Source organism: Oceanobacillus longus (assembly GCF_042650085.1).
GTDB lineage: Bacteria > Bacillota > Bacilli > Bacillales > Amphibacillaceae > Oceanobacillus > Oceanobacillus longus.
In genome coordinates this window covers 83,550-104,718 of the sequence record NZ_JBHSAO010000006.1, presented here as the reverse complement: position 1 = coordinate 104,718, position 21,169 = coordinate 83,550, and the positions used below count along the sequence as shown (strand labels likewise).

General features: G+C 38.9%; 17 protein-coding genes. 9 read left to right on the top strand and 8 right to left on the bottom strand.

Going from position 1 to position 21,169, the window contains the following annotated elements; genetic code table 11:
- Positions 1 to 256 precede the first annotated feature (256 nt).
- The 6 genes from aceB (at position 257) to ACFOUV_RS08135 (ending at position 8,976) form a co-directional block, all read left to right on the top strand.
- Positions 257 to 1,858, top strand: coding sequence for a malate synthase A (aceB, locus tag ACFOUV_RS08160; protein ID WP_379496262.1), 1,602 nt, complete (start codon positions 257 to 259; stop codon positions 1,856 to 1,858).
- Positions 1,858 to 3,138 (top strand): isocitrate lyase, encoded by a 1,281-nt coding sequence (gene aceA, locus ACFOUV_RS08155; protein ID WP_379496261.1) that lies wholly within the window; start codon positions 1,858 to 1,860, stop codon positions 3,136 to 3,138. Before aceB ends, aceA begins: the two co-directional genes overlap by 1 nt.
- Before the next feature lie 257 nt (positions 3,139 to 3,395).
- A complete protein-coding gene (locus tag ACFOUV_RS08150; protein ID WP_379496260.1) occupies positions 3,396 to 4,637 on the top strand; it encodes a C40 family peptidase in 1,242 nt (413 codons plus the stop codon).
- Positions 4,638 to 4,879: 242 nt separating this feature from the next.
- A complete protein-coding gene (locus ACFOUV_RS08145) occupies positions 4,880 to 6,373 on the top strand; it encodes a BCCT family transporter (protein WP_379496259.1) in 1,494 nt (497 codons plus the stop codon).
- Between the two features lie 309 nt (positions 6,374 to 6,682).
- A complete protein-coding gene (locus ACFOUV_RS08140; protein WP_379496258.1) occupies positions 6,683 to 7,978 on the top strand; it encodes a hemolysin family protein in 1,296 nt (431 codons plus the stop codon).
- A gap of 194 nt (positions 7,979 to 8,172) precedes the next feature.
- Entirely contained in the window at positions 8,173 to 8,976 is an 804-nt protein-coding gene (locus tag ACFOUV_RS08135; protein ID WP_379496589.1) for a VLRF1 family aeRF1-type release factor, read from the top strand.
- Positions 8,977 to 9,032: 56 nt separating this feature from the next.
- Here ACFOUV_RS08135 and ACFOUV_RS08130 read toward each other — a convergent pair whose 3' ends face one another.
- The 8 genes from ACFOUV_RS08130 to ACFOUV_RS08095 all read right to left on the bottom strand — a co-directional run bounded on the left by ACFOUV_RS08130 (position 9,033) and on the right by ACFOUV_RS08095 (position 14,701).
- Entirely contained in the window at positions 9,033 to 9,464 is a 432-nt protein-coding gene (locus tag ACFOUV_RS08130; protein WP_379496257.1) for an SH3 domain-containing protein, read from the bottom strand.
- A gap of 67 nt (positions 9,465 to 9,531) precedes the next feature.
- Positions 9,532 to 10,803, bottom strand: a complete 1,272-nt coding sequence (locus ACFOUV_RS08125) for a L,D-transpeptidase family protein (RefSeq protein WP_379496256.1) — start codon at positions 10,801 to 10,803, stop codon at positions 9,532 to 9,534.
- Positions 10,804 to 10,875: 72 nt separating this feature from the next.
- Entirely contained in the window at positions 10,876 to 11,220 is a 345-nt protein-coding gene (crcB, locus tag ACFOUV_RS08120; RefSeq protein WP_379496255.1) for a fluoride efflux transporter CrcB, read from the bottom strand.
- Entirely contained in the window at positions 11,217 to 11,600 is a 384-nt protein-coding gene (locus ACFOUV_RS08115; protein ID WP_379496254.1) for a fluoride efflux transporter FluC, read from the bottom strand. Before ACFOUV_RS08115 ends, crcB begins: the two co-directional genes overlap by 4 nt.
- Before the next feature lie 4 nt (positions 11,601 to 11,604).
- Entirely contained in the window at positions 11,605 to 12,018 is a 414-nt protein-coding gene (locus ACFOUV_RS08110) for a Fur family transcriptional regulator (RefSeq protein ID WP_379496253.1), read from the bottom strand.
- A complete protein-coding gene (locus ACFOUV_RS08105; RefSeq protein ID WP_379496252.1) occupies positions 12,015 to 12,866 on the bottom strand; it encodes a metal ABC transporter permease in 852 nt (283 codons plus the stop codon). The genes ACFOUV_RS08110 and ACFOUV_RS08105 overlap by 4 nt, the downstream gene beginning before the upstream one ends.
- A 16-nt stretch (positions 12,867 to 12,882) precedes the next feature.
- Positions 12,883 to 13,638 (bottom strand): metal ABC transporter ATP-binding protein, encoded by a 756-nt coding sequence (locus tag ACFOUV_RS08100; protein WP_379496251.1) that lies wholly within the window; start codon positions 13,636 to 13,638, stop codon positions 12,883 to 12,885.
- A 34-nt stretch (positions 13,639 to 13,672) separates the two neighbouring features.
- The gene (locus tag ACFOUV_RS08095; protein WP_379496250.1) at positions 13,673 to 14,701 is read right to left on the bottom strand and encodes a metal ABC transporter solute-binding protein, Zn/Mn family; all 1,029 of its coding nucleotides are present in this window, start codon (positions 14,699 to 14,701) and stop codon (positions 13,673 to 13,675) included.
- 597 nt (positions 14,702 to 15,298) lie between these two features.
- Here ACFOUV_RS08095 and ACFOUV_RS08090 point away from each other — a divergent pair.
- From ACFOUV_RS08090 to ACFOUV_RS08080, 3 genes are all read left to right on the top strand, one after another.
- Positions 15,299 to 17,686: a 3-hydroxyacyl-CoA dehydrogenase/enoyl-CoA hydratase family protein gene (locus ACFOUV_RS08090; protein WP_379496249.1), complete on the top strand. Its 2,388-nt coding sequence runs from the start codon at positions 15,299 to 15,301 to the stop codon at positions 17,684 to 17,686.
- Between the two features lie 20 nt (positions 17,687 to 17,706).
- The gene (locus ACFOUV_RS08085; RefSeq protein WP_379496248.1) at positions 17,707 to 18,882 is read left to right on the top strand and encodes an acetyl-CoA C-acetyltransferase; all 1,176 of its coding nucleotides are present in this window, start codon (positions 17,707 to 17,709) and stop codon (positions 18,880 to 18,882) included.
- Between the two features lie 74 nt (positions 18,883 to 18,956).
- Positions 18,957 to 20,741, top strand: coding sequence for an acyl-CoA dehydrogenase family protein (locus tag ACFOUV_RS08080; protein WP_379496247.1), 1,785 nt, complete (start codon positions 18,957 to 18,959; stop codon positions 20,739 to 20,741).
- Positions 20,742 to 21,169: the final 428 nt, after the last annotated feature.

Sequence of the window (21,169 nt, the reverse complement as noted above, 5' to 3'; positions counted from 1 at the left end):
AGGATAGCATAAACTGTTTTGTAACAGAAGAAATAATATAACAACTGTTATATAAAAGAGAGGAGGAAATAATATGAAAAGATATGAAGACGTATCTTGTCCGGAATGCGGAAAAGAAGTGGACTCCAAGAGCTATACACTGGAATGTGATTACTGTTTATCTAAAAAGGATGATTAAATTTTTTTGTATCTCATGTTATATAACAATTATATTTTAATTATATTATAGTATAACAGATTGGAAGTGATTTTCCGGATGTTTTTGAAAAGTGAAACGGTAAAGATCGAAAGCGAAAAAAAGTATGAAGAACTTCTTACCCCTGAAGCATTGGAGTTCTTGGAGAAACTTCATCATAATTTTGATGAACGTCGCAAAAAATTGCTTGAAATGAGGAAACAAATTCAACAGAAACTAAATGATGGGAAACCATTGAATTTTCTGGAAGAAACCAAGCATGTTAGAGAAGGGAATTGGACGATTGATCGTATTCCGAAAGATTTGAAGGATCGCAGAGTGGAAATTACTGGACCTGTTGACCGAAAGATGATTATCAATGCTCTGAATTCTGGAGCAAAAACATTTATGGCCGATTTTGAAGATGCAACTTCGCCTACATGGGAAAATGTCATGGACGGTCAGCTAAATTTGCAGGATGCAATTAGAAGAAAAATAGACTTCAAAGCATCCAATGGAAAAAAGTATGCTCTAAAGGATCAAACTGCTGTTTTAATTGTCCGGCCACGCGGTTGGCATCTGAAAGAAAAGCATATCCAGATTAATGGAAAATCAATTAGTGCGAGTTTCGTAGATTTTGGTCTTTATTTTTATCATAATGCGAAAGAACTTATTGCAGGAGGGTCAGGTCCATATTTCTATCTACCTAAGCTGGAAAATCATTTGGAAGCTAGATTATGGAATGACGTCTTTATTTTTTCCCAAAACGAACTTGGAATTCCACAGGGTACCATTAAAGCAACTGTATTGATTGAGACAATAACAGCAGCATTTGAAATGGATGAAATATTATACGAATTACGTGAGCATTCAGCCGGGCTTAACTGTGGTAGATGGGACTATATCTTTAGCTTTATTAAAAAATTCCAGAATGATACAGATGTCATTTTGCCTGACAGATCTAAGGTAACGATGGCTGTACCGTTTATGAGTTCGTACTCGTTGCTGGCAATCAAGACGTGTCATAAACGAAATGCTCCGGCTATTGGGGGGATGGCAGCGCAAATTCCTGTAAAAAATGACGAGGCAGCTAATAAAGCGGCGTTTGATAAAGTACGTGCCGATAAAGAAAGGGAAGTGAATAATGGCCATGATGGAACATGGGTAGCACATCCTGGAATGGTACAGATTGTAAAAGATATTTTCGATAAAGGGATGCCTGAACCTAACCAAATTTCCAATAAGCGTGAAGATGTTGAAGTAACTGCCGAAGACCTTGTAGAAGTGCCAGCAGGAAATATTACAGAAGAAGGCCTGCGAACAAACATTAATGTAGGTATTCAGTATACTGCTGCATGGCTTTCCGGCAGAGGTTCGGTGCCAATAAATAATTTGATGGAGGACGCGGCTACAGCGGAGATTTCAAGAGCACAAATATGGCAATGGATTAGACATCCAAAAGGGGTACTGTCAGATCGTAGAGACGTAACGATAGAGCTTGTGGAAGCAATAATGGAAGAAGAATTGAAGAAGATTAAAACCCAAGTAGGAACAGAATTTTATGAAGAAGGTCATTACAGAGAGGCAGCAACACTTTTTGAAGACCTTATTAAACAGGATCACTTTACTGAATTTTTAACACTACCGGCTTACGGCCAATTAATTAAAGGGGGAAATAAATAATGTCAACTGAAAATCGTGTAGAACAGTTAAAAAATGAATGGGAAAATGATTTACGCTGGATAGGAGTGGAACGTTCATACAGTGCTGAGGAAGTAATCCGTTTGCGTGGGTCGATTGACATAGAATATACACTTGCTGAAAGAGGATCTAAAAAGCTGTGGAATTTAATAAATACGGAAAGCTATGTGAATGCATTAGGGGCATTAACAGGAAATCAGGCAGTTCAACAAGTGAAAGCTGGACTAAAAGCAATTTACTTAAGTGGGTGGCAAGTAGCTGCAGACGCTAACACGGCAGGACAGATGTATCCAGACCAAAGCTTGTATCCAGTGAACAGTGTACCAAATGTGGTAAAACGGATTAACCAGGCGTTGCAGCGTGCCGACCAGGTCCATTATTCAGAAGGCAATGAAGAAATTGATTGGTTTGCACCGATTATCGCAGATGCAGAAGCTGGATTCGGTGGGCAGCTAAATGTTTTTGAACTAATGAAGTCGATGATTGAATCGGGAGCATCAGCAGTACATTTTGAGGATCAGCTTTCTTCGGAGAAAAAATGTGGTCATCTTGGTGGAAAAGTACTACTACCTACGCAAAATGCGATTAAAAATTTAATAGCCGCACGTTTTGCTGCAGATGTAATGGGTACACCAACAGTAATTATTGCCAGAACGGACGCAAATGCAGCTGATATGATTACAAATGATATCGATCCATATGATGAACCATTCCTAACAGGAGAGCGTACGTCTGAAGGATTTTATAAAACAAAATCTGGAATCGATCAAGCAATTGCAAGAGGCTTGGCATATGCACCTTATTGCGATTTAATCTGGTGTGAAACATCTGAACCGAATATGGAAGAGGCACAAAAATTTGCAGATGCCATTCATGAGCAATATCCGAATAAATTACTTGCCTATAATTGTTCGCCATCATTTAACTGGAAACGTAAACTGAAAGAAGAAGAAATTGCTAGTTTCCAAAAAGAACTGGGTAAGATGGGCTATAAATTCCAATTTGTAACATTGGCTGGGTTCCATGCACTCAACCACAGTATGTTTGAACTAGCACGCAAGTATAAAGATGAAGGAATGGCAGCATATTCTGAACTTCAACAGGCTGAATTTGACAGTGAACAATATGGTTATAGTGCAACACGTCATCAGCGGGAAGTGGGTACAGGATATTTTGATGAAGTAGCACAAGCAATTTCCGGGGGAACTTCTTCAACTACTGCTCTCAAAGGGTCTACGGAAGCGGAACAGTTTACAAGATAAGACAATATTACAAAGTAAGTGTCTATCCATGACGAATGGATAGACACTTTTTTAATGAAAAAAGGGGTTTAATGTCATAATTGAAATATAACTGTAACATTTTCATAATGTCTGTGACATTTTAGGATGCTATACTACATATTGCCTAGAAGAAATATAAAACTATTAAACTATTTACATAACTGCAAATTCGAGACAAAATTACCTACATACATAGAGAGCTTTGCGTTGTGCTAATGGAAGCGGGGAAATGAAAGTTGAAAAAGACATTAATGACATTAACTACTGTAGCTGTGGTTGGTTTAGGTAGTACTTTATTCACTGTAACTACCCAGGCGGAATCCGTCCAGGAATTAGAAAATAAACAAACTGAGATTCAGGAACAACGGGAAGCGTTAAAAGCAAATTTATCAGAAGCTGAAGGTCAGATTGCAGATGTGCTAATCGATCTGGAGGATTTAAATAAAGAAATCGATAAAGTAACGAATGCTTTAGAACAAAACCAGAAACAATTGGATGATACGAAAGTACATATTTCAGAAAAAGAAAATGAAGTAGCACTACTTGAAGAAGAAATAGCGGCTTTGGAAGAAACAATAGAAAAGCGTTATGATATTCTTAAGGAACGTGCTGTATCCTACCAGCAAAGTGGAGGAGAAATAAGCTATTTAGAAGTTATTTTTGGCTCAAAGAGTTTCAATGAATTTATTAGCCGAGTTTCAGCGGTAAATAAAATAACAGAATCAGATAGTGCCTTAATGAAAAGTCAGGAAGAAGATAAAAATGCAGTAGAAGAAAAACAGACTGCTGTTCTAGCCAAACTAGATGAATTAAAAGATACAGAACTTGAATTAAATGGTATTGTTGCACTAATCAAAGACCAAAAAGCTGAGAATGAAAGTAAAAAAGAAGAACTGAAAAATAAAGAAACTGAATTATTGGCAATGCAAGAGGAACTTCAAATAGAAGACGCCAGGTTTGCGTCCTTGGAGAAAGATGTTGATGCGAGTTTAAGAGCTGCTCTTGAACCTGCACCAGATGTAGCTGTTGCAAGTGCATCGGTGAATACAGATGACTCCAGTGATCTTACAACGTTAAGTAAGGAGACTAGCACCCGTACGAACGCAGGATCCGGAAATATTAGTACGGCAATGAATGCCGGCTTCTCCTACTTAGGAACGCCTTATGTATGGGGTGGTAAAACTCCAAGCGGATTTGATTGTTCAGGATTTGTTTCGTGGGCATTTGCACAGGCAGGCATTTCCATCCCATCAAGTACTTCTGGATTGGCAGGAACAGGTACTAAAGTTTCAGCAAGCAATATGCAACCAGGTGACATTGTATTTTTCAACACATATAAAACAAATGGACATGTTGGTATTTATCTTGGCGGCGGTAAATTTATCGGTGCACAAAATTCAACCGGTCTCGCTGTAGCAGATATGTCCAGTGGGTATTGGGCAGATCATTTCTCTGGTCATGTACGCAGTGTGAAATAATAGATGAATAGAAAATCCACTCTTATCGGGTGGGTTTTTTGTTTGGGGAAAATTATGATTAGATAAGGTAATAGAGAATAGAAATGTGTTAAACGTAAATTATAAGAAAAAAAGAACTTGAAATACAAATCGTTTTAAAAAAGAGGTTTACTCATATACAATTAAGGTAATAGGTAATCAGTTAAATAATCTATACATATTAAAGCAACATAATAAACTGTGTACATACGAGAGGAATTGTTATGAAGAAAAGAGCATATTTTAACCCAGTATTTTTCGTTTCAGCAATTATTGTTTTGATTTTAGTAATCATTGGTGCAGTGGCGCCAAAGACATTCGGTAATGTTGCAGGGAGTTTATTCGACTTTACGACGACTAACTTTGGTTGGTTTTACCTAATAGCTGTATTCATTATTACGTTATTTTTATTTGGAATCTCGATTAGTAAATACGGAAAAGTTCGCCTTGGCCCACCAGATTCACGACCCGAATTCCCATTTTTTACTTGGATAGGAATGCTTTTTTCTGCAGGATTTGGGATATCCATCGTTTTTTGGGGAGTAGCAGAACCGATGAGTCATTATTTCGCCACTCCATTTGATCATTTGCAAGCACAAACCCCCGAAGCTGCACGTGAGGCAATGGGATATTCATTTTTCCACTGGGGCATAAGTCAATGGTCGGTTTTTGCCATTGTAGGATTAATTATTGCATATTTGCAGTTTAGAAAGAATGAAAAAGGATTAATTTCCATTGCAATTGAACCTGTAGTTGGAAAAAACAAGGGAGTAGCAAATACGATAGATTCGTTAGCAGTAATTGCAACTGTAATGGGTGTGGCAACATCACTTGGGCTCGGTATTTTACAGTTGAATGGTGGTCTGAATGCAGTAGCTGATGTACCTAATTCAATGTGGGTTCAAATTGCAATTGCAGGGGTGATGCTTGTTGCCTACCTGCTATCTTCCAGCACTGGCTTAAATAAAGGGATCAAATGGTTGAGTAATTTAAATTTGGGATTGGCTCTTCTCCTCTTAGTCTTTGTATTTTTCGCTGGACCTACAGTGTTTATATTAGAAACGCTTGTACTTGCAACGGGTGATTACATAACGAATTTCATTCAGTACAGTTTACGATTAACCCCATATGAGGGTGGTACTTGGGTACAGGAATGGACGATTTTCTACTGGGCGTGGGCAATTGCATGGTCCCCATTTGTAGGTGCATTTGTTGCTCGTGTTTCTAGAGGTAGAACCATTCGGGAATTCGTCTTTGGTGTTCTGATTGTTCCACCAGCAATTGCTTGTCTATGGATCGCAACATTTGGCGGAACAGCATTGCATAGCGATTTATTTAATGGAACAGAAATAGCAGAAGCGGTAAATGAAGATGTTACCGTAGCATTGTTCGAAACATTTGGTGTCTTGCCTTTAACGGATATCTTATCGCTAATCTCGATTTTACTGATATTTACATTTTTGGTTACTTCAGCGGACTCAGCTACGTATATTTTAGGAAGTATGACATCCAAGGGTTCACTGAATCCCGCATTAATTACGAAGATGATCTGGGGCTTCTTAATCACAGCGATTGCAGTCGTATTGTTGATAGCTGGTGGTCTAGAGGCATTACAAACGGCTTCATTAACCTCAGCCCTGCCATTTACAATTATATTACTGTTAATGGTGGTATCTTTCATGAAGCTAATCAAGAAGGATTTCAAAGGTAAGAAGTAACCCATCAAGCAGCTAATAGTTCCATCTATTAGCTGCTTGTTTTTTATTCATATACAATCCCCATTTAAGTAATTTTTAGAAAAATTTCATTAAATATAGACTCCCATTTTTATATATATTATAATCAAATTAGGAAAGTGGGTGATTCGGGTGGGAAGGTAAAACAATATAGCGGATTCAGCAATGACTCAGTAAATGTTTTATTACCTCATATGTTGAATCACCAGCGGACGGAAACTCTATTTAAAATACTTAATTTTTAGAAAATCAGGAGGTGAAATCCTTGTGTCGTTGGCACAAGGATATTAATTGGACATAGATACCATATTAGGTTTACTTGCAGTTGCTGTTCTAATCGCGTTTACAGCTTTCTTCGTAATGGCGGAGTTTGCAATTGTAAAAGTGCGGAGTACACAACTAGAACCACATATTGAAAATGGAAAGAAGTCAGCGGTTTATGCTAAACAAGTCGTGACCCATTTGGATGAATATTTGTCTGCGTGTCAACTTGGGATTACAATCACAGCTCTTGGAATTGGGCGTTTAGCAGAACCAACATTTGAGAGAGTGCTACATCCGATTATCGGGGCATTTAATATCAGTGGCGCAATTGTTACAACGCTTTCGATTGCTATCTCACTCGCATTTGCAACGTTCCTGCATGTGGTTGTAGGAGAACTTGCACCGAAGACATTAGCTATTCAAAAAGCAGAGCAAGTTACACTGTTCGTAGCACGCCCTCTTATCTTATTTTATCGACTGCTCTTCCCATTTATCTGGTTCTTAAACGGTTCAGCACGACTCTTGTCACGTTCTGTAGGGTTACAACCTATGAGTGGCCATGAAGCCTCACATAGTGAAGAAGAATTGCGTTTAATTCTTGCAGATAGTTATAAGAGTGGTGAAATCAATCAATCAGAAATGATGTATGTAAATAATATTTTTGACTTTGATGAACGTGTAGCAAGGGAAATAATGGTTCCTCGTACTGAAATGGTTTATCTTGCAAAAGAAGATAGCTTTGAAGCGAATATCGAGATCATTCGTGATGGTCAGTTTACGAGGTATCCAGTTGCTGATGAAGATAAAGATAATATAATAGGTTTGATTAATTTAAAGGAAATATTTACAGGTCAGTATGATGATGAAAAACCAAACACCATAGAAAGCTTTATCCGACCGATTATTCACGTATCCGAAGCAACCCCAATTAAGCAGCTCTTGCTCAAAATGCAAAAAGAGCGGATTCATATGGCAATTGTTAATGATGAATATGGCGGAACTGCAGGTCTCGTTACGGTTGAAGACATCCTGGAGGAGATTGTTGGTGATATTCGTGATGAATTTGATGAGGATGAAATTCCGGATATTGAAGAAATTGATGAAAATACCATTCTTGTTTCAGGAAAGTTAAATCTCGATGAAGTCAATCAACGCTTAGGCACATATTTGGAAGATGATGAAGTAGACACGATCGGCGGGTGGTTCTTTACAAATAACCTTGATGCCGAAGCAGGTGCTACGATGGAATTTGATGGACATGAATTTATCCTCGATGAAAAAGATGGTTACCAGATTAAGCGTATTAAAATTGTAAAAGTATAGTAACCAAAAGCATTCCTATAAAAGGGATGCTTTTTTTCTATAGGCACTTGTATAAAAGGGGCAGGATTTATATGGAGGATTCATTCCGATGCAGCTCAATGTAAGTTTATAGAGTAAAAGATTATGTTTACTACTTCCAAATATAGGATAAAGGACTAATACAAATTCTTTTAAGGAGGTCACCTATAATGGGTATCGACATAAATAAAAAACTGAAAGAGTTAGAGAATGTACGTATGGAAGGAAACAATAAAGTGTTCACCATGTACTTAAATACAGACCCTGCTGATCCAGATCAACAGGGTGGAGAATGGAAAATCCACTTTAAAAATGGTATGCGTAATTTTGAAAAATATTTAGAAGAAGCAAATGATAAAGAAGAACTAAAAAACTTTCAACTCGTGAAGAAAAATGTTGAAAAATATATGAAGGAAAATGAACAACAGCAGTTAAAGGGAATCATTGTATTTGCGACTGCCGATGAAGTAGTATGGTATGCAGATATGGTTCAAATGAGGCTTGAAAATGAATTTTATTGGCAGGAGACCCCGGAGTTGAATCAGTTTAGAAAGCTTAAGGATACGTATCCGAAAACAGGCATTATCCTCGTACAGCAAAACGAGATAAAAGTTATTGAATCCTACTTGAATCAACTTGAAGACACTCTTTCCTATGAACTGGATGTGGAAGAAGAGACATGGCGTGTGATGCAAGGTCCTCGTAAGGGAAATTCCGCGACTGGTATGGGATCCACCAATTTACAAAAAGATAACTTTGAAGCTCGCTATGAAGCTAACCAACAGCGCTGGTATAAGAGCATTGCTCCAAAATTAGATAAACAGGCAAAGGAAAAGAAATGGGAGAAAATTTTTGTAGTTGGGGAAGCAGCGTCATCTAAAGAACTTGAGAAACAAATGAATAAAACGGTTAATGAAGTCATCCAAAAAAATATGCTGGATCATGAGGAATCCAAAGTTATGAAAGAAGTATTAGGGTAATTCGAACGGTAAATAAAGACAGTGCCAACAATATGATTGATGGTACTGTCTTTTATTCATTCTTCATTTTCAGTTAGGTATTTTTCGTTTACATATCCTGTGAAGTCGGCAGTTGTAATTTTGACCCATTCAATACCGTCATCTTCAACTTCAACTTCCTCATCAAGTGTGAGTACCCCGGAAATTTCAAAATCTGTACCTGGCCCACTACGGACATGAAGAGAATCTACAGTAACGATTCGCTTTGAATAAGTTGTTATATCCTCTGTTTCGGTTTGTTTACGATCTGTTTCTATTTCCGAAGTTTCTGTGTCAACTGCTTCTTGCGCATCGTTCTCCACTTCAACTGATTTATTTACAGAATCTGTCGCATCGTTAACAGCAAATTCGGGATTTGCGAAGTTATGCTGCATGATTGCCACAAATACGATAAAAGCAGCAGTTAATATGAGTAATAATGCAAAAATAATTCCTTTTTTCCTATCCATTTCTCACTTCTCCTAAAACATATATGTGTAAAAGTAGTATACATGAAACACGAGTATATTTCACGGGTTAGTATTTACCAAGACCACTGGTAGGAGTTTGAATGATAACCGGATTCTTTTTAGGGTCGAGCCATTTCAGTATAGAAACAACATTTGACTCAGACACTCCAACACAGCCTAACGTATATCCATTTGCAATATGGAAGAAAATTGCGCTACCTTTTCCAGGTGTTTGTGCCGTGTTGTAGTTAATTACAAAACCGTGTGTATATAAAGCAATATCCATATTTTCAGCGCTGGACCATTGATCGCTTGTCTCTGCTTTTGACTGCCAACTGTTATAAAGACTAGAATTAGAATCGTCAACCCATACATCGTCTGGAGTAATTGCTCGGTACGATAATTTTATTCCAGGGTTTCCTGCGCGTCCAAATGCATGTCCAATGGTATATTTTCCGGTTGGAGTTTTTCCATCCCCTTCAACCTTATTATCTGCAAACCCATTTTTACCAATAAATCCGGAAACGTCAAGAAGTTGCTTCCAATTTCCTTCTGCTGTCCTTTCGTAAGTTTGAACACGTGCGGAACTTGTTCCATATCCATTGGCAGTAACAAGAATCAATTGATTATTCCCATCTATCGTTTTTAATTTATCAGCATCATTTTGTTTTGGCGCAGGATTTTCTGTTTTCTGTGTTTCTTTTTCATCTTGTTTTTTACTATTTTCCTGCTTTGTTTCTTTTGCATTCGTATCTGCGTTTTGGGTACTATTCTGCTCTGGTACAGTAGATGCAGGCTTAGCCACCTTCTGGACAGCGACCTTTTGATCACTTACGTATTTGGCATTAACATAGCCAGAAATGTTATTGGCTTTCATTTGGACCCAGCCATCTTCAGTTGTAGAATCGGATGCCTGAATTGCCTGATTGATCTTCACGATACCAATGACCTCGCTGTTTACACCAGGACCTTGACGAACGTTAAGGGAAGATACACTAACAAATTTATTGGAGTAAGTAACAGGCTCCTGTTTGTTTTCAACCTGATCTTCTTCTTTAGGATCAGTTTCTTCCGTAGATTCGGTTTTTACTTCTGAGTCCTTGCTTGGAGTTGGGCTATCTTCTTCCTGCCCCTTATCAACGGTTTCTGGATCTGATTCACCTTCGATTTTTACTTCGACTTTTTTGTCCGTTTCTTCTTTACTATGTATCTGTTCAGAGTCTTTTTGCGCAACTGTTGGGCTGCTGTTAAAACCATTTTGCATAATGATTATAAATAATATAAATACGGTAGAAATGATTGCAACAAAACCAAAGAATATTCCTTTTTTCCTATTCATCAATTTTCCTCCTTTTAAACGTATCTCGAATAATTATACATGAAAGATACCAAAATTTGGAGAGATTCATTATTAAAGTAGATAGAAAACTGTAAAAACAAACCCAATCGATACGGAGAAAGAAGAGAAAACATAGAGAATTGCTGCTATGTATTTATGTTGCATCAGTAGTTGAAGCGTCTCATTACCAAATGTTGAAAAAGTGGTGTAAGCACCGCAAAATCCGACACCAAACAGAAGCCAAACGTTATCTGAAATTGCCTCAGTGATATAGAGATGAAACAAGAATGCCAAAAAAATGGATCCCGTAACATTGGCAATCCATGTAGCAAGTAGTCGTTTATTAAATTTAATAGAGATGGAGTATCTGACAATACTCCCAAGAAAACCTCCAAGGGCTACGAATAAAACGTTCATCTGGCAACCTGCTTTCCGTCTTTGGTAGATACTTGATACCCAAGATAACTGAAAACCAATCCACCAACGAAGGTAATGAGCAAATAACTGATAGCCGCAACTACATGTGAGCCCAGCAATTGAACAAATTCAACGGCAAGCGCTGAAAACGTAGTAAAAGAGCCAATTACCCCCGTTGTCAGTGCAGTAAATATATGGGGTGATAGTCTTTGTTTAATAATAGTATGATTTAATAGGTAAGCTAACACAAAACACCCAATCAAATTCACTAGTAACGTTGAAAAGGGGAATCCATCATTGGTATCTAAGAGTAAAGAAATCCCGTACCGGCTACTTGCACCCAGCATTCCACCGATACCTATTGCAAGATAAAGTTTCATATGGTTAGGCGCCTTTACACAACGGGCATAATCCGTAAATTTCAAATTTATGGTCCTCTATAGCATAATTGGCAAGTGACTGCTGCACATCATCCATGGGGCAAACTTCAATCTCTTTTGTTTTCCCGCACGTATTGCAAATAAAATGATGATGATGGTGATGGGTGCAGTTCATACGAAAGTGTTTCTCGCCGTTTAATTCAGTAGCTTCAAGGATTCCCACTTCATCATATAAATGGAGATTTCGATAGATCGTATCAAAACTGATTCCATCATAGGTCTTTTCCAAATAACTGATCAAATCTTTTGCTGTACGGTAACCGTCAGCCTCTCCGAAGTAGGCAAGGATATCTTTTCGTTTTCCAGTTGTTTTATAGCCTTTAGCCTTTAATAAGTCAATTGCTTCATCTATGTTCATACTGAATCCCTCACTTTTTTCGGTTTCGTCTGTAGTCGTTTTATTCCGATGGCCAATAGCAATATAAAGATGGAAATCATTACGATTGTACCACCTGGAGGTATACTTAAATAATACCCGGATATGAGTCCTAAGATAACGGAAAGTTCTCCAAATAATATAGACAACAACATCATTTGCTTAAATCCTTTAGCAAGTCGCATGCTCGCTGCGACCGGTAATGTCATTAGTGCAGATACTAGCAATACACCGACAATTCGGATCGAAGCAGCGATAACAAGTGCTGTTAATACAATAAATAGTAAATGAATTCGTTTCGCATGCAGCCCTGAAATTGTTGCATGTTCTTCATCGAATGACAAGGTGAAAAGTTCCTTATAAAAGAAAACGACAACAAGTACGACAAAAATAGAAATGCCAAGAATCATGAAAAAGTCATTTTGGCTAACAGCTGATACAGAGCCAAATAGATAGTTAAATAATTCAGTGTTAAAACCGTCAGCAATAGAAATAAAAATCACACTTAAGCCAACCCCTGCTGATAAGATAATTGGAATGGCAATTTCCTGATAAGCTTTATAAACGGATCTGAGTTTTTCAATCAATACAGACCCAATAACTGAAAATAGCATCCCACTATACAAGGGGGGAACCATCAATCCAAATTTCTTTTCAGCCATCAATCCAAAAGCGATTCCGGCTAATGTTACATGGGAGAGGGCATCAGCGATTAAGGAGAGTCTCCTTACAACGATGAATGTACCTAGCAGAGGGGCTATTACGCCAATCAGCAATCCGGTTAAAAAGGTGTATCTTAAAAAGTCATATTGAAAAAAGTCTGCTAGCATAATTGTTCCTCCAACGTTAATGATTGTGGCTGACAATATTTACGGGATGTCCATAAAATTGTGATAAGTCCTTTTCAGTAAGGGAAGTATATTCCTCCGGCTTCCCGTGGAAATGCAAGGTTTTATTCAGACAAACAATGTCAGTTGCGTACTCTGTCATCGTTCCAGTGTCATGTGTTACAAGCAGTAAAGTCTTGTTTTGCTCTTTGTGTAATTGATGTAATAGCTCGTAAAATCGTTTGACATTTTCATAATCAACCCCGACAGTTGGTTCATCTAATATAATCAGCTCCGGATCGTTTACGAGAGCACGTGCAATAAAGATTCGCTGTTGTTGCCCACCGGAAAGGTTGCCGATGTTTTCATAAGCGTACTCTAGCATCCCAACCTGGTCAATAGCTTCTAATATCTTTGCTTTATGTGTTTTATTCAAGAATTTAAAATAGCCAATTTTTGCTGTAAGTCCGGATGAAACCACCTCAAATACGGTGGCGGGGAAGCCTTTATTAAATGTGTTGGCTTTTTGTGACACAAAGCCAATCTTGTTCTTGTCCTTTCGATGGTCTTTAGGATCATTAAAAATATAGACAGAGCCTTCATGTGGTTTCATTAATCCGAGAATAAGTTTGATTAATGTTGTTTTTCCGCCACCATTTGGACCGACTAACCCCATGAATGAGCCTTGAGGCACCTCAAAATTAATATTGTCGAGTACTTTTTTGTTTTCATAGCTGTAACTTATCTTTTTCATGGAAACGACGGGTTCTGTCATTATTACACCTCTTTTATTTTGGGAAATAGCTGTCTTATTTTGTTACTTTGTCAAGTACTTCTAGGTTTTGTTCCATTAAAGAGAAATAGTCTTCCTTATTATTTACATCTTCCTCGGTTAATACGGACAGATTATGAATAATTAGTGAGTCGGCACCAATTTCCTCCTGGATAATTTCTGAAACGTTATTTGAGCTGTTTTGTTCAAAAATAATATAGTTCAGGTCATATTCTTTAGCTTGATCAATAATATTGGTTAGGTCCTTCTGTGAAGGTTCACTACTAGAAGACAATCCATTAACAGCAATTTGTTCAATTCCATATCTTTCTTCCCAATAACCGTATGCCGCATGGGCGACAAGAATATGTTTATCGTCTTTTGCACTCAATACCTCTGTAAAACGCTTATCCAATGATTGCAGCTCTGTTTCCAATGCAGTGAAGTTTTCATTATAGAGTGTTTTTTCATCGGGATTTAATTTAATTAGTTCCTCTTTTATGATTTCCGCCATCTCGATCATTCGTAATGGGTCGATCCAAATATGTGGATCATGATCACCATGGGTATGGCCATCATGCGATTCACTTTCTTCATGCTCATCTTCTACCTCAGCTTCATGGTCGTGTTCACCTTCACCGGATTCGTGACCGTGTTCATCCGTTTCTGTTTCGTGATCTTGCTCAGCCTCAAAATCTGAATGGAATAGCTCATCATGTACACCAATTTCTATTAGACTAACATCTTGAGATACTAGCGCATCTGCTGCAGTTTCTGCAAATCCTTCCATTCCTGCACCCATATAAAAGAAAGCAGAACTGTCTGCGATGGAAGTCATGTCTTTTGATGTTGGCTCATACGTATGTGCATCTACACCTGGAGGATAAACCGTTTTGGCTGAAACGGTCTCTCCACCGATTCTTTCCAAAGCATATTGAATAGGATAAATAGATGTATAGATTTGGAGATGGTCTTCCTGCTTTGAATTTACTTCATCAGCAGAAGAGCATCCAGCAACGATTATTAGTAAAGATAATAGCAATGTTATCGTTTTTAAGTTTCTCATGGATCAATAAAACCTCCGTCATTTTATGAATTTCTTTCAATATCATAACGTAATGATTACGGTTTGTAAATAGTAATGATTACGATTGATAGAAAAATAATTCAAATAAGAATAGGAGGATTATAATTAAAAAAAATTTCTAGAAGATTGACAATTACTCGTCCCACCGAAAATATTTTGTTATATCTCAAAGTCTATAAACAGCAAAATAACTGCAATCCGCCGTCCGGGATCGCTGCGGGGGGATGCGCATCCTTAGGGCACGGCCTCAGCCTCCTCGAGAAGACCACTCTTTGGTGTCTTCGGACACGTGCTCTTCCCGCAGGAGTCACCGCCCACGGAAAGCGCAGTGTATTTCCCAGAGCGATCGCCGAAGTTACTTATTCTAGTTCGCAGTTTATCTCAAGAGAGGATTATAAAGCAACACCATACAGAATAATCCTAAATAAAAGAAAACCTTTAGAAATAAATGAATTAAATTTATTGCGAAATGTCAGAAATTAGATTATACTATTAGACAGACGGATAGGGAACTGTCCTTTTATTTTAATCCAAAAATGAATGAGTATTCATTCAAAATTGATTGGGGGATAAATGATGAAGCATTCAATAAAAAGTGCCGCAGTACTTGGGTCTGGTGTTATGGGATCCGGGATTGCAGCCCACTTAGCAAATTTGGGAATACCAGTGATGATGCTTGATATCGTACCGCATGAACTGACTAAGGAAGAAGAGAAAAAAGGCCTCTCAATGGAACATCCTGGTGTGCGCAACCGTATTACTGCAGCTAGTAAAATGGCCTTATTGAAACAAAAGCCATCTCCAATTACAACTAAAAAAAGTCTTGATTTAATCTCGATAGGAAATATGGAAGATGACATGGGAAAATTGTCTACTGTTGATTGGATTATAGAAGTCGTTGTTGAAAATCTAGAAGTGAAAAAGAAAGTTTTTGCAAATATAGATACGTATCGAACGGAAGGAACAATTGTCAGCTCCAACACATCAGGGATTTCAGTGGAAGCAATGATTGAAGATTGTTCAGAGGATATGAAAAAACATTTTCTCGGAACACATTTTTTCAATCCACCACGTTACCTTAAACTGTTGGAAGTAATACCAACAAAGCATACGGATCCAGAAGTACTTTCCTTTATGAAGCAATTTGGAGAAGATATACTCGGTAAAGGTGTAGTCGAAGCGAAGGATACACCGAATTTTATCGCTAACCGAATTGGTACATACGGATTGCTTGTTACGGTAAGAGAAATGCAAAAAGGGGCATTCAGTGTTGGTGAAGTTGATTCGGTTACAGGTCCACTTATTGGCAGACCGAAAAGTGCAACCTTCCGTACGCTTGACGTAGTAGGCCTCGATACATTCAGTCATGTAGCTAAAAATGTTTATGACCAAGTGCAAGGAGCTGAAAAGGAAGTATTCGATGTACCAGAGTTCATGAAGAAAATGCTTGAAAATGGCTGGCTGGGTGCTAAGAGTGGTCAAGGGTTTTTTGTGAAAAAAGACCGCATTATTTATGAATTAAATCCGGAAACATTGGAATATGAAGATCGGAAACAATTGAAGACAACTGCAACCGAAATGGCAAAGCAGGAAAAAGGCCCACGCAACAAATTGAAAGCGCTTGTATCTGCAAAAGATGATAAAGCTGGGGAGCTTGTGTGGTCTGTGCTGAAGCCAGTATTAATCTACTCTGCTGAACTGCTTGGTGAGATTGCAGATGATATTGTTTCCATCGATCAGGCAATGAAATGGGGATTTGGATGGGAAGTTGGTCCATTTGAGACATGGGATGCAATCGGACTTCGTAAGTCTGTCGAACGAATGCAGGAGGAAGGAGAAACAATACCTGATTGGGTGCTGAAAATGCTTGGAAATGGGAATGAATCATTCTACAAAACAGGGAACGGATCCGTTTATTACTATGATCGTGAAGGGTATAAACAACAGGAATTTAATCAAAAAGAGATGAATATAAAGAACGTAAAAGAACTGAAAGGCGTTATTAAGAAGAATTCTGGTGCCAGTTTAATAGATATGGGTGACGGTGTTGCATTACTGGAATTCCATTCACCTAGTAATGCGATTGGTCTCGATATTATCCAAATGGTTAATTACGCGATTGAGGAAGTCGGCAAAAATTATAAAGGACTTGTGATAGGGAATCAAGGCAAGAATTTCTGTGTCGGTGCCAACCTCGCGATGATGTTGATGGAAGCCCAAGACGATAACTACTTTGAACTGGATATGGTCATTAGGCAATTCCAGAATATGGCGATGAATATTAAATACTCCGAGAAACCGGTAGTAACCGCAGCATTTAATATGACACTTGGTGGCGGGGCAGAAGTATCTTTACCTGCAGCAGCAATTCAAGCTTCACCAGAAACGTATATTGGTTTGGTTGAATTTGGTGTTGGACTGATACCTGGTGGTGGAGGGACGAAGGAACTTTATTTAAAAGAACTTCGAAATCTTCCACAAGGTGTCAATTTTGATTTAACAAAGATTGCAAATAACGTTTTTGAGAAGGTTGCTACAGCTAAAGTATCCACTTCTGCTGCAGAAGCGATTGAACATGGCTATCTTGATAGTAACGATAGGATCAGCGTGAACCCGGATCATCTTCTATATGACGCAAAGGAGCGTGTGCTTGCGTTAGTTAAAGCAGGATATAAAAAACCAAAACGTGAAACGATCCCTGTCGTTGGAGAAGCGGGATATGCGGCAATGGTTATGGGAGCAAAAACGTTGCAGTATGGAGGCTATGCTTCTGACCATGATGTGAAAATAGCTGAAAAATTAGCGTATGTATTATCAGGCGGAAGAATTAAAGAGGGAACGTTGATCGATGAGCAGGTCATGCTCGATTTGGAGCGTGAAGCATTCCTGAGTCTGATAGCAGAACCACTTACACAAGCGAGAATGCAGCATATGCTCGTAAAAGGAAAAGCATTACGGAATTAATCCGAAAAGGGGGAGAAAATGTGAAGGAAGCAGTTATTGTTGCAGGCGCAAGAACACCAGTTGGAAAAGCAGGTAAAGGGTCCCTTTCAAATACAAGACCTGATGACTTAGCCGCGCTCACCATTAAAGAAACATTGAGGCGTGCAGGAGGCTATGATGGAAGTATTGATGATGTCATTATAGGATGTGCAACCCCGGAAGCAGAACAGGGAATGAACATGGCACGAAATATCGCAGGTTTGGCCGGACTTAAGTATGACGTCCCAGGAATAACGATCAATCGCTACTGTTCTTCTGGCTTACAAAGTATCGCCTACGCTGCTGAACGTATTATGATTGGAGCAAGCGATACGATGATTGCTGGCGGGGCAGAATCTATGAGTCTACTACCAATGGGAGGACATGTAATAAAGCCGAACCCGAAATTGGTGCAGGATGCCCCTGGCTATTATATGGGCATGGGACATACAGCAGAGGAAGTTGCCAACCGCTTTGAAATTTCGCGTGCAGATCAGGATGCGTTTGCAGTACAGAGTCACCAGCGCGCGGCAAAAGCAATTGAAAGCGGTAAATTTAATGATGAAATTGTTCCTGTCGAAGTCACAGAGCGTGTGGTAGGTAGGAATAATAAGATTGAAGAAAAAAGTTTCCTATTTGAAATGGATGAAGGAGTTCGGCAGGGAACGACAACTGAAATTCTTGCTAAATTACGGCCGGCATTTCATGTAAAAGGATCCGTAACGGCGGGAAATGCTTCTCAGATGAGTGATGGAGCAGCTTCCGTACTCTTGATGGATCGAGAGAAGGCTGAAGCAGAAGGACTAACAGCCTTATTGAAATTCCGTTCCTTTGCTGTAGCAGGGGTAGAGCCTGAAATTATGGGTGTAGGGCCGGTGGAAGCCATTCCAAAGGCATTAAAGATTGCTGGACTGGAACTATCCGATATCGGCTTGTTTGAATTAAATGAAGCATTTGCTTCACAGTCCCTCCGTGTCATTCAGGCACTCAATCTGGACATGGATAAAGTCAATGTGAATGGTGGAGCAATTGCACTTGGTCACCCACTTGGATGCACTGGTACGAAATTGACATTAACACTCAAGCATGAGATGAAGCGTAGAAATGAACAATTTGGTGTTGTAACCATGTGTATTGGTGGAGGTATGGGAGCAGCAGGAGTTTTTGAACTACTGTAAGGTAAGCGGGATGTTGAAGATGGATAATATATGATATTAAAATAAAAATTCCTATAAAGGAAAGGAAGATTTTCATGAGTGAAACAAAAGATAAATTATTTAAAGGTGGCGCGTTTTTAATTGAAGATCTGACTGGAAATGACATTATAACACCGGAAGATTTTACGGAAGAACATAAAATGATTGCTAAAACAACCGAAGATTTTGTAATTGGAGAAGTTTTGCCTAAAGTAGATCATCTTGAAAATCATGAGTTTGATTACTCTGTTGAACTTCTAAAAAAAGCAGGAGATTTGGGGTTATTAGGTGCCGATGTGCCCGAAGAATATGGTGGTCTAGCATTGGATAAAATCAGTTCATCACTGATTACTGAAAAATTTGCACGCGCAGGCGGATTTTCTATCACTCATGGTGCCCATGTTGGAATCGGATCACTGCCAATCGTATTTTTCGGAAATGATAAGCAAAAGGAGAAGTACTTACCAAAACTGGCAACCGGTGAATTGCTAGCAGCATATGCATTGACTGAGCCAAGCTCTGGATCTGATGCATTAAGTGCAAAAACAACTGCAAAACTTAATGAGGCAGGAACACATTATGTATTAAATGGGGAGAAACAATGGATTACAAACTCCGCATTTGCAGATGTATTTATTGTCTATGCAAAAATCGATGGCGAACATTTCTCTGCATTTATTGTAGAACGTGAATTTCCTGGCGTTTCAACAGGAGCTGAAGAAAAGAAAATGGGGATTAAGAGTTCTTCAACCCGGACATTGATTTTAGAGGACGTTGAAGTCCCTGTAGAGAACCTCCTTGGTGAAAAGGGTCGTGGGCATGTAATTGCATTTAATATCCTTAACGTAGGACGGTATAAACTGGCAGTTGGTGGTGTAGGTGGATCGAAACGTGCGTTGGAATTAGCTGTTAAATATGTGAATGAGCGCAAGCAGTTCAATACACCAATTTCTAGTTTTTCATTAACACAGGAAAAACTTGCGACAATGGCTGCCGGAATCTATGCGAATGAAAGTGCTGTTTATCGTACGGTAGGCCTATTTGAACAACGTATGGGTGCATTGACTGACGAACAGTTAAAGGATGGACGTGAAGTAGCTCGTGCAATTGCTGAGTATGCAATTGAATGTTCCATGAATAAATATATGGCATCTGAATTACTCGATTACACTGCGGATGAAGCTGTACAAATGCATGGTGGATATGGATTTATGCAGGAATATGAAGTGGAACGAATCTATCGTGATTCCAGAATCAACCGTATTTTTGAAGGGACAAATGAAATCAACCGCTTGCTTGTGCCGGGTACCCTTTTGAAGAAGGCATTGAAAGGTGAATTACCATTGCTGCAAAAAGCACAAGGACTTCAAGAAGAATTAATGATGATGATGCCCGAAGAAATTGGTACAGAAGCATTGGAACAAGAAAAATATTTATTGCGTAACGCTAAGAAAATGGTTCTCCTTGGAGCGGGCCTTGCTGCACAAAAATATGGCAAAAATCTGGAAAGAGAGCAGGAGATCCTTGTAAATTTGGCAGATATGACAGCAGAAGTTTACAATATGGAGTCAGCAATTCTTCGTACGGAAAAAGCAATCAGTAAAAATGGAGAAGATAAAAGTAAACTCAAACTTCTATATACACAAGTGTATGTTCAGGAAGCATTCAATCGTATCGAAGCGAATGCAAAAGAAACATTGATAACGGTTGAAGAAGGAGACACACTTCGTACGATGCTGTCATCCTTACGTAAATTGACTCGTCACACGCCAATAAATGTTGTAGTCAAAAAACGTGAAATTGCAGCAGAAATTATTAAAGAAGAGAAATACGCCTTATAATAAAGTAAAAGTCTCTACGGTTCTAGTAGAGACTTTTGCTTTTTAAATAAGGCTGTTCTTTTGCACAAAATCTATAAACTCCGAACTAATTTAGATTAACTTTCCGGAGTTATATGCTTTTGCTGCCGTCCGGGATTGCTCTGGGCAGTCGCTTTCCGCGGGCAAGGCCTCAGCCCCGAAGAGAAAAGCCCTCTTCTGGTCTTCGGACACGTGCTTTTCCCGCAGGAGTCGACTACCCGCCGCTCACCCGGACTGGTAAAGCTGTGTGTTGCTATTTCAGATAAAGCCTGATTAGTAAGTTAGTAGCAATCTCCATACCAGCTCTGGGAAATACACGGAGACTTCTGCAGGAGCAGAGGCATCGGTGAGACAGCACAGCGCTTTAGCGCAAGTTGGCTCACCAGCCGCCCGCGAAAAGCGCAGTGCAT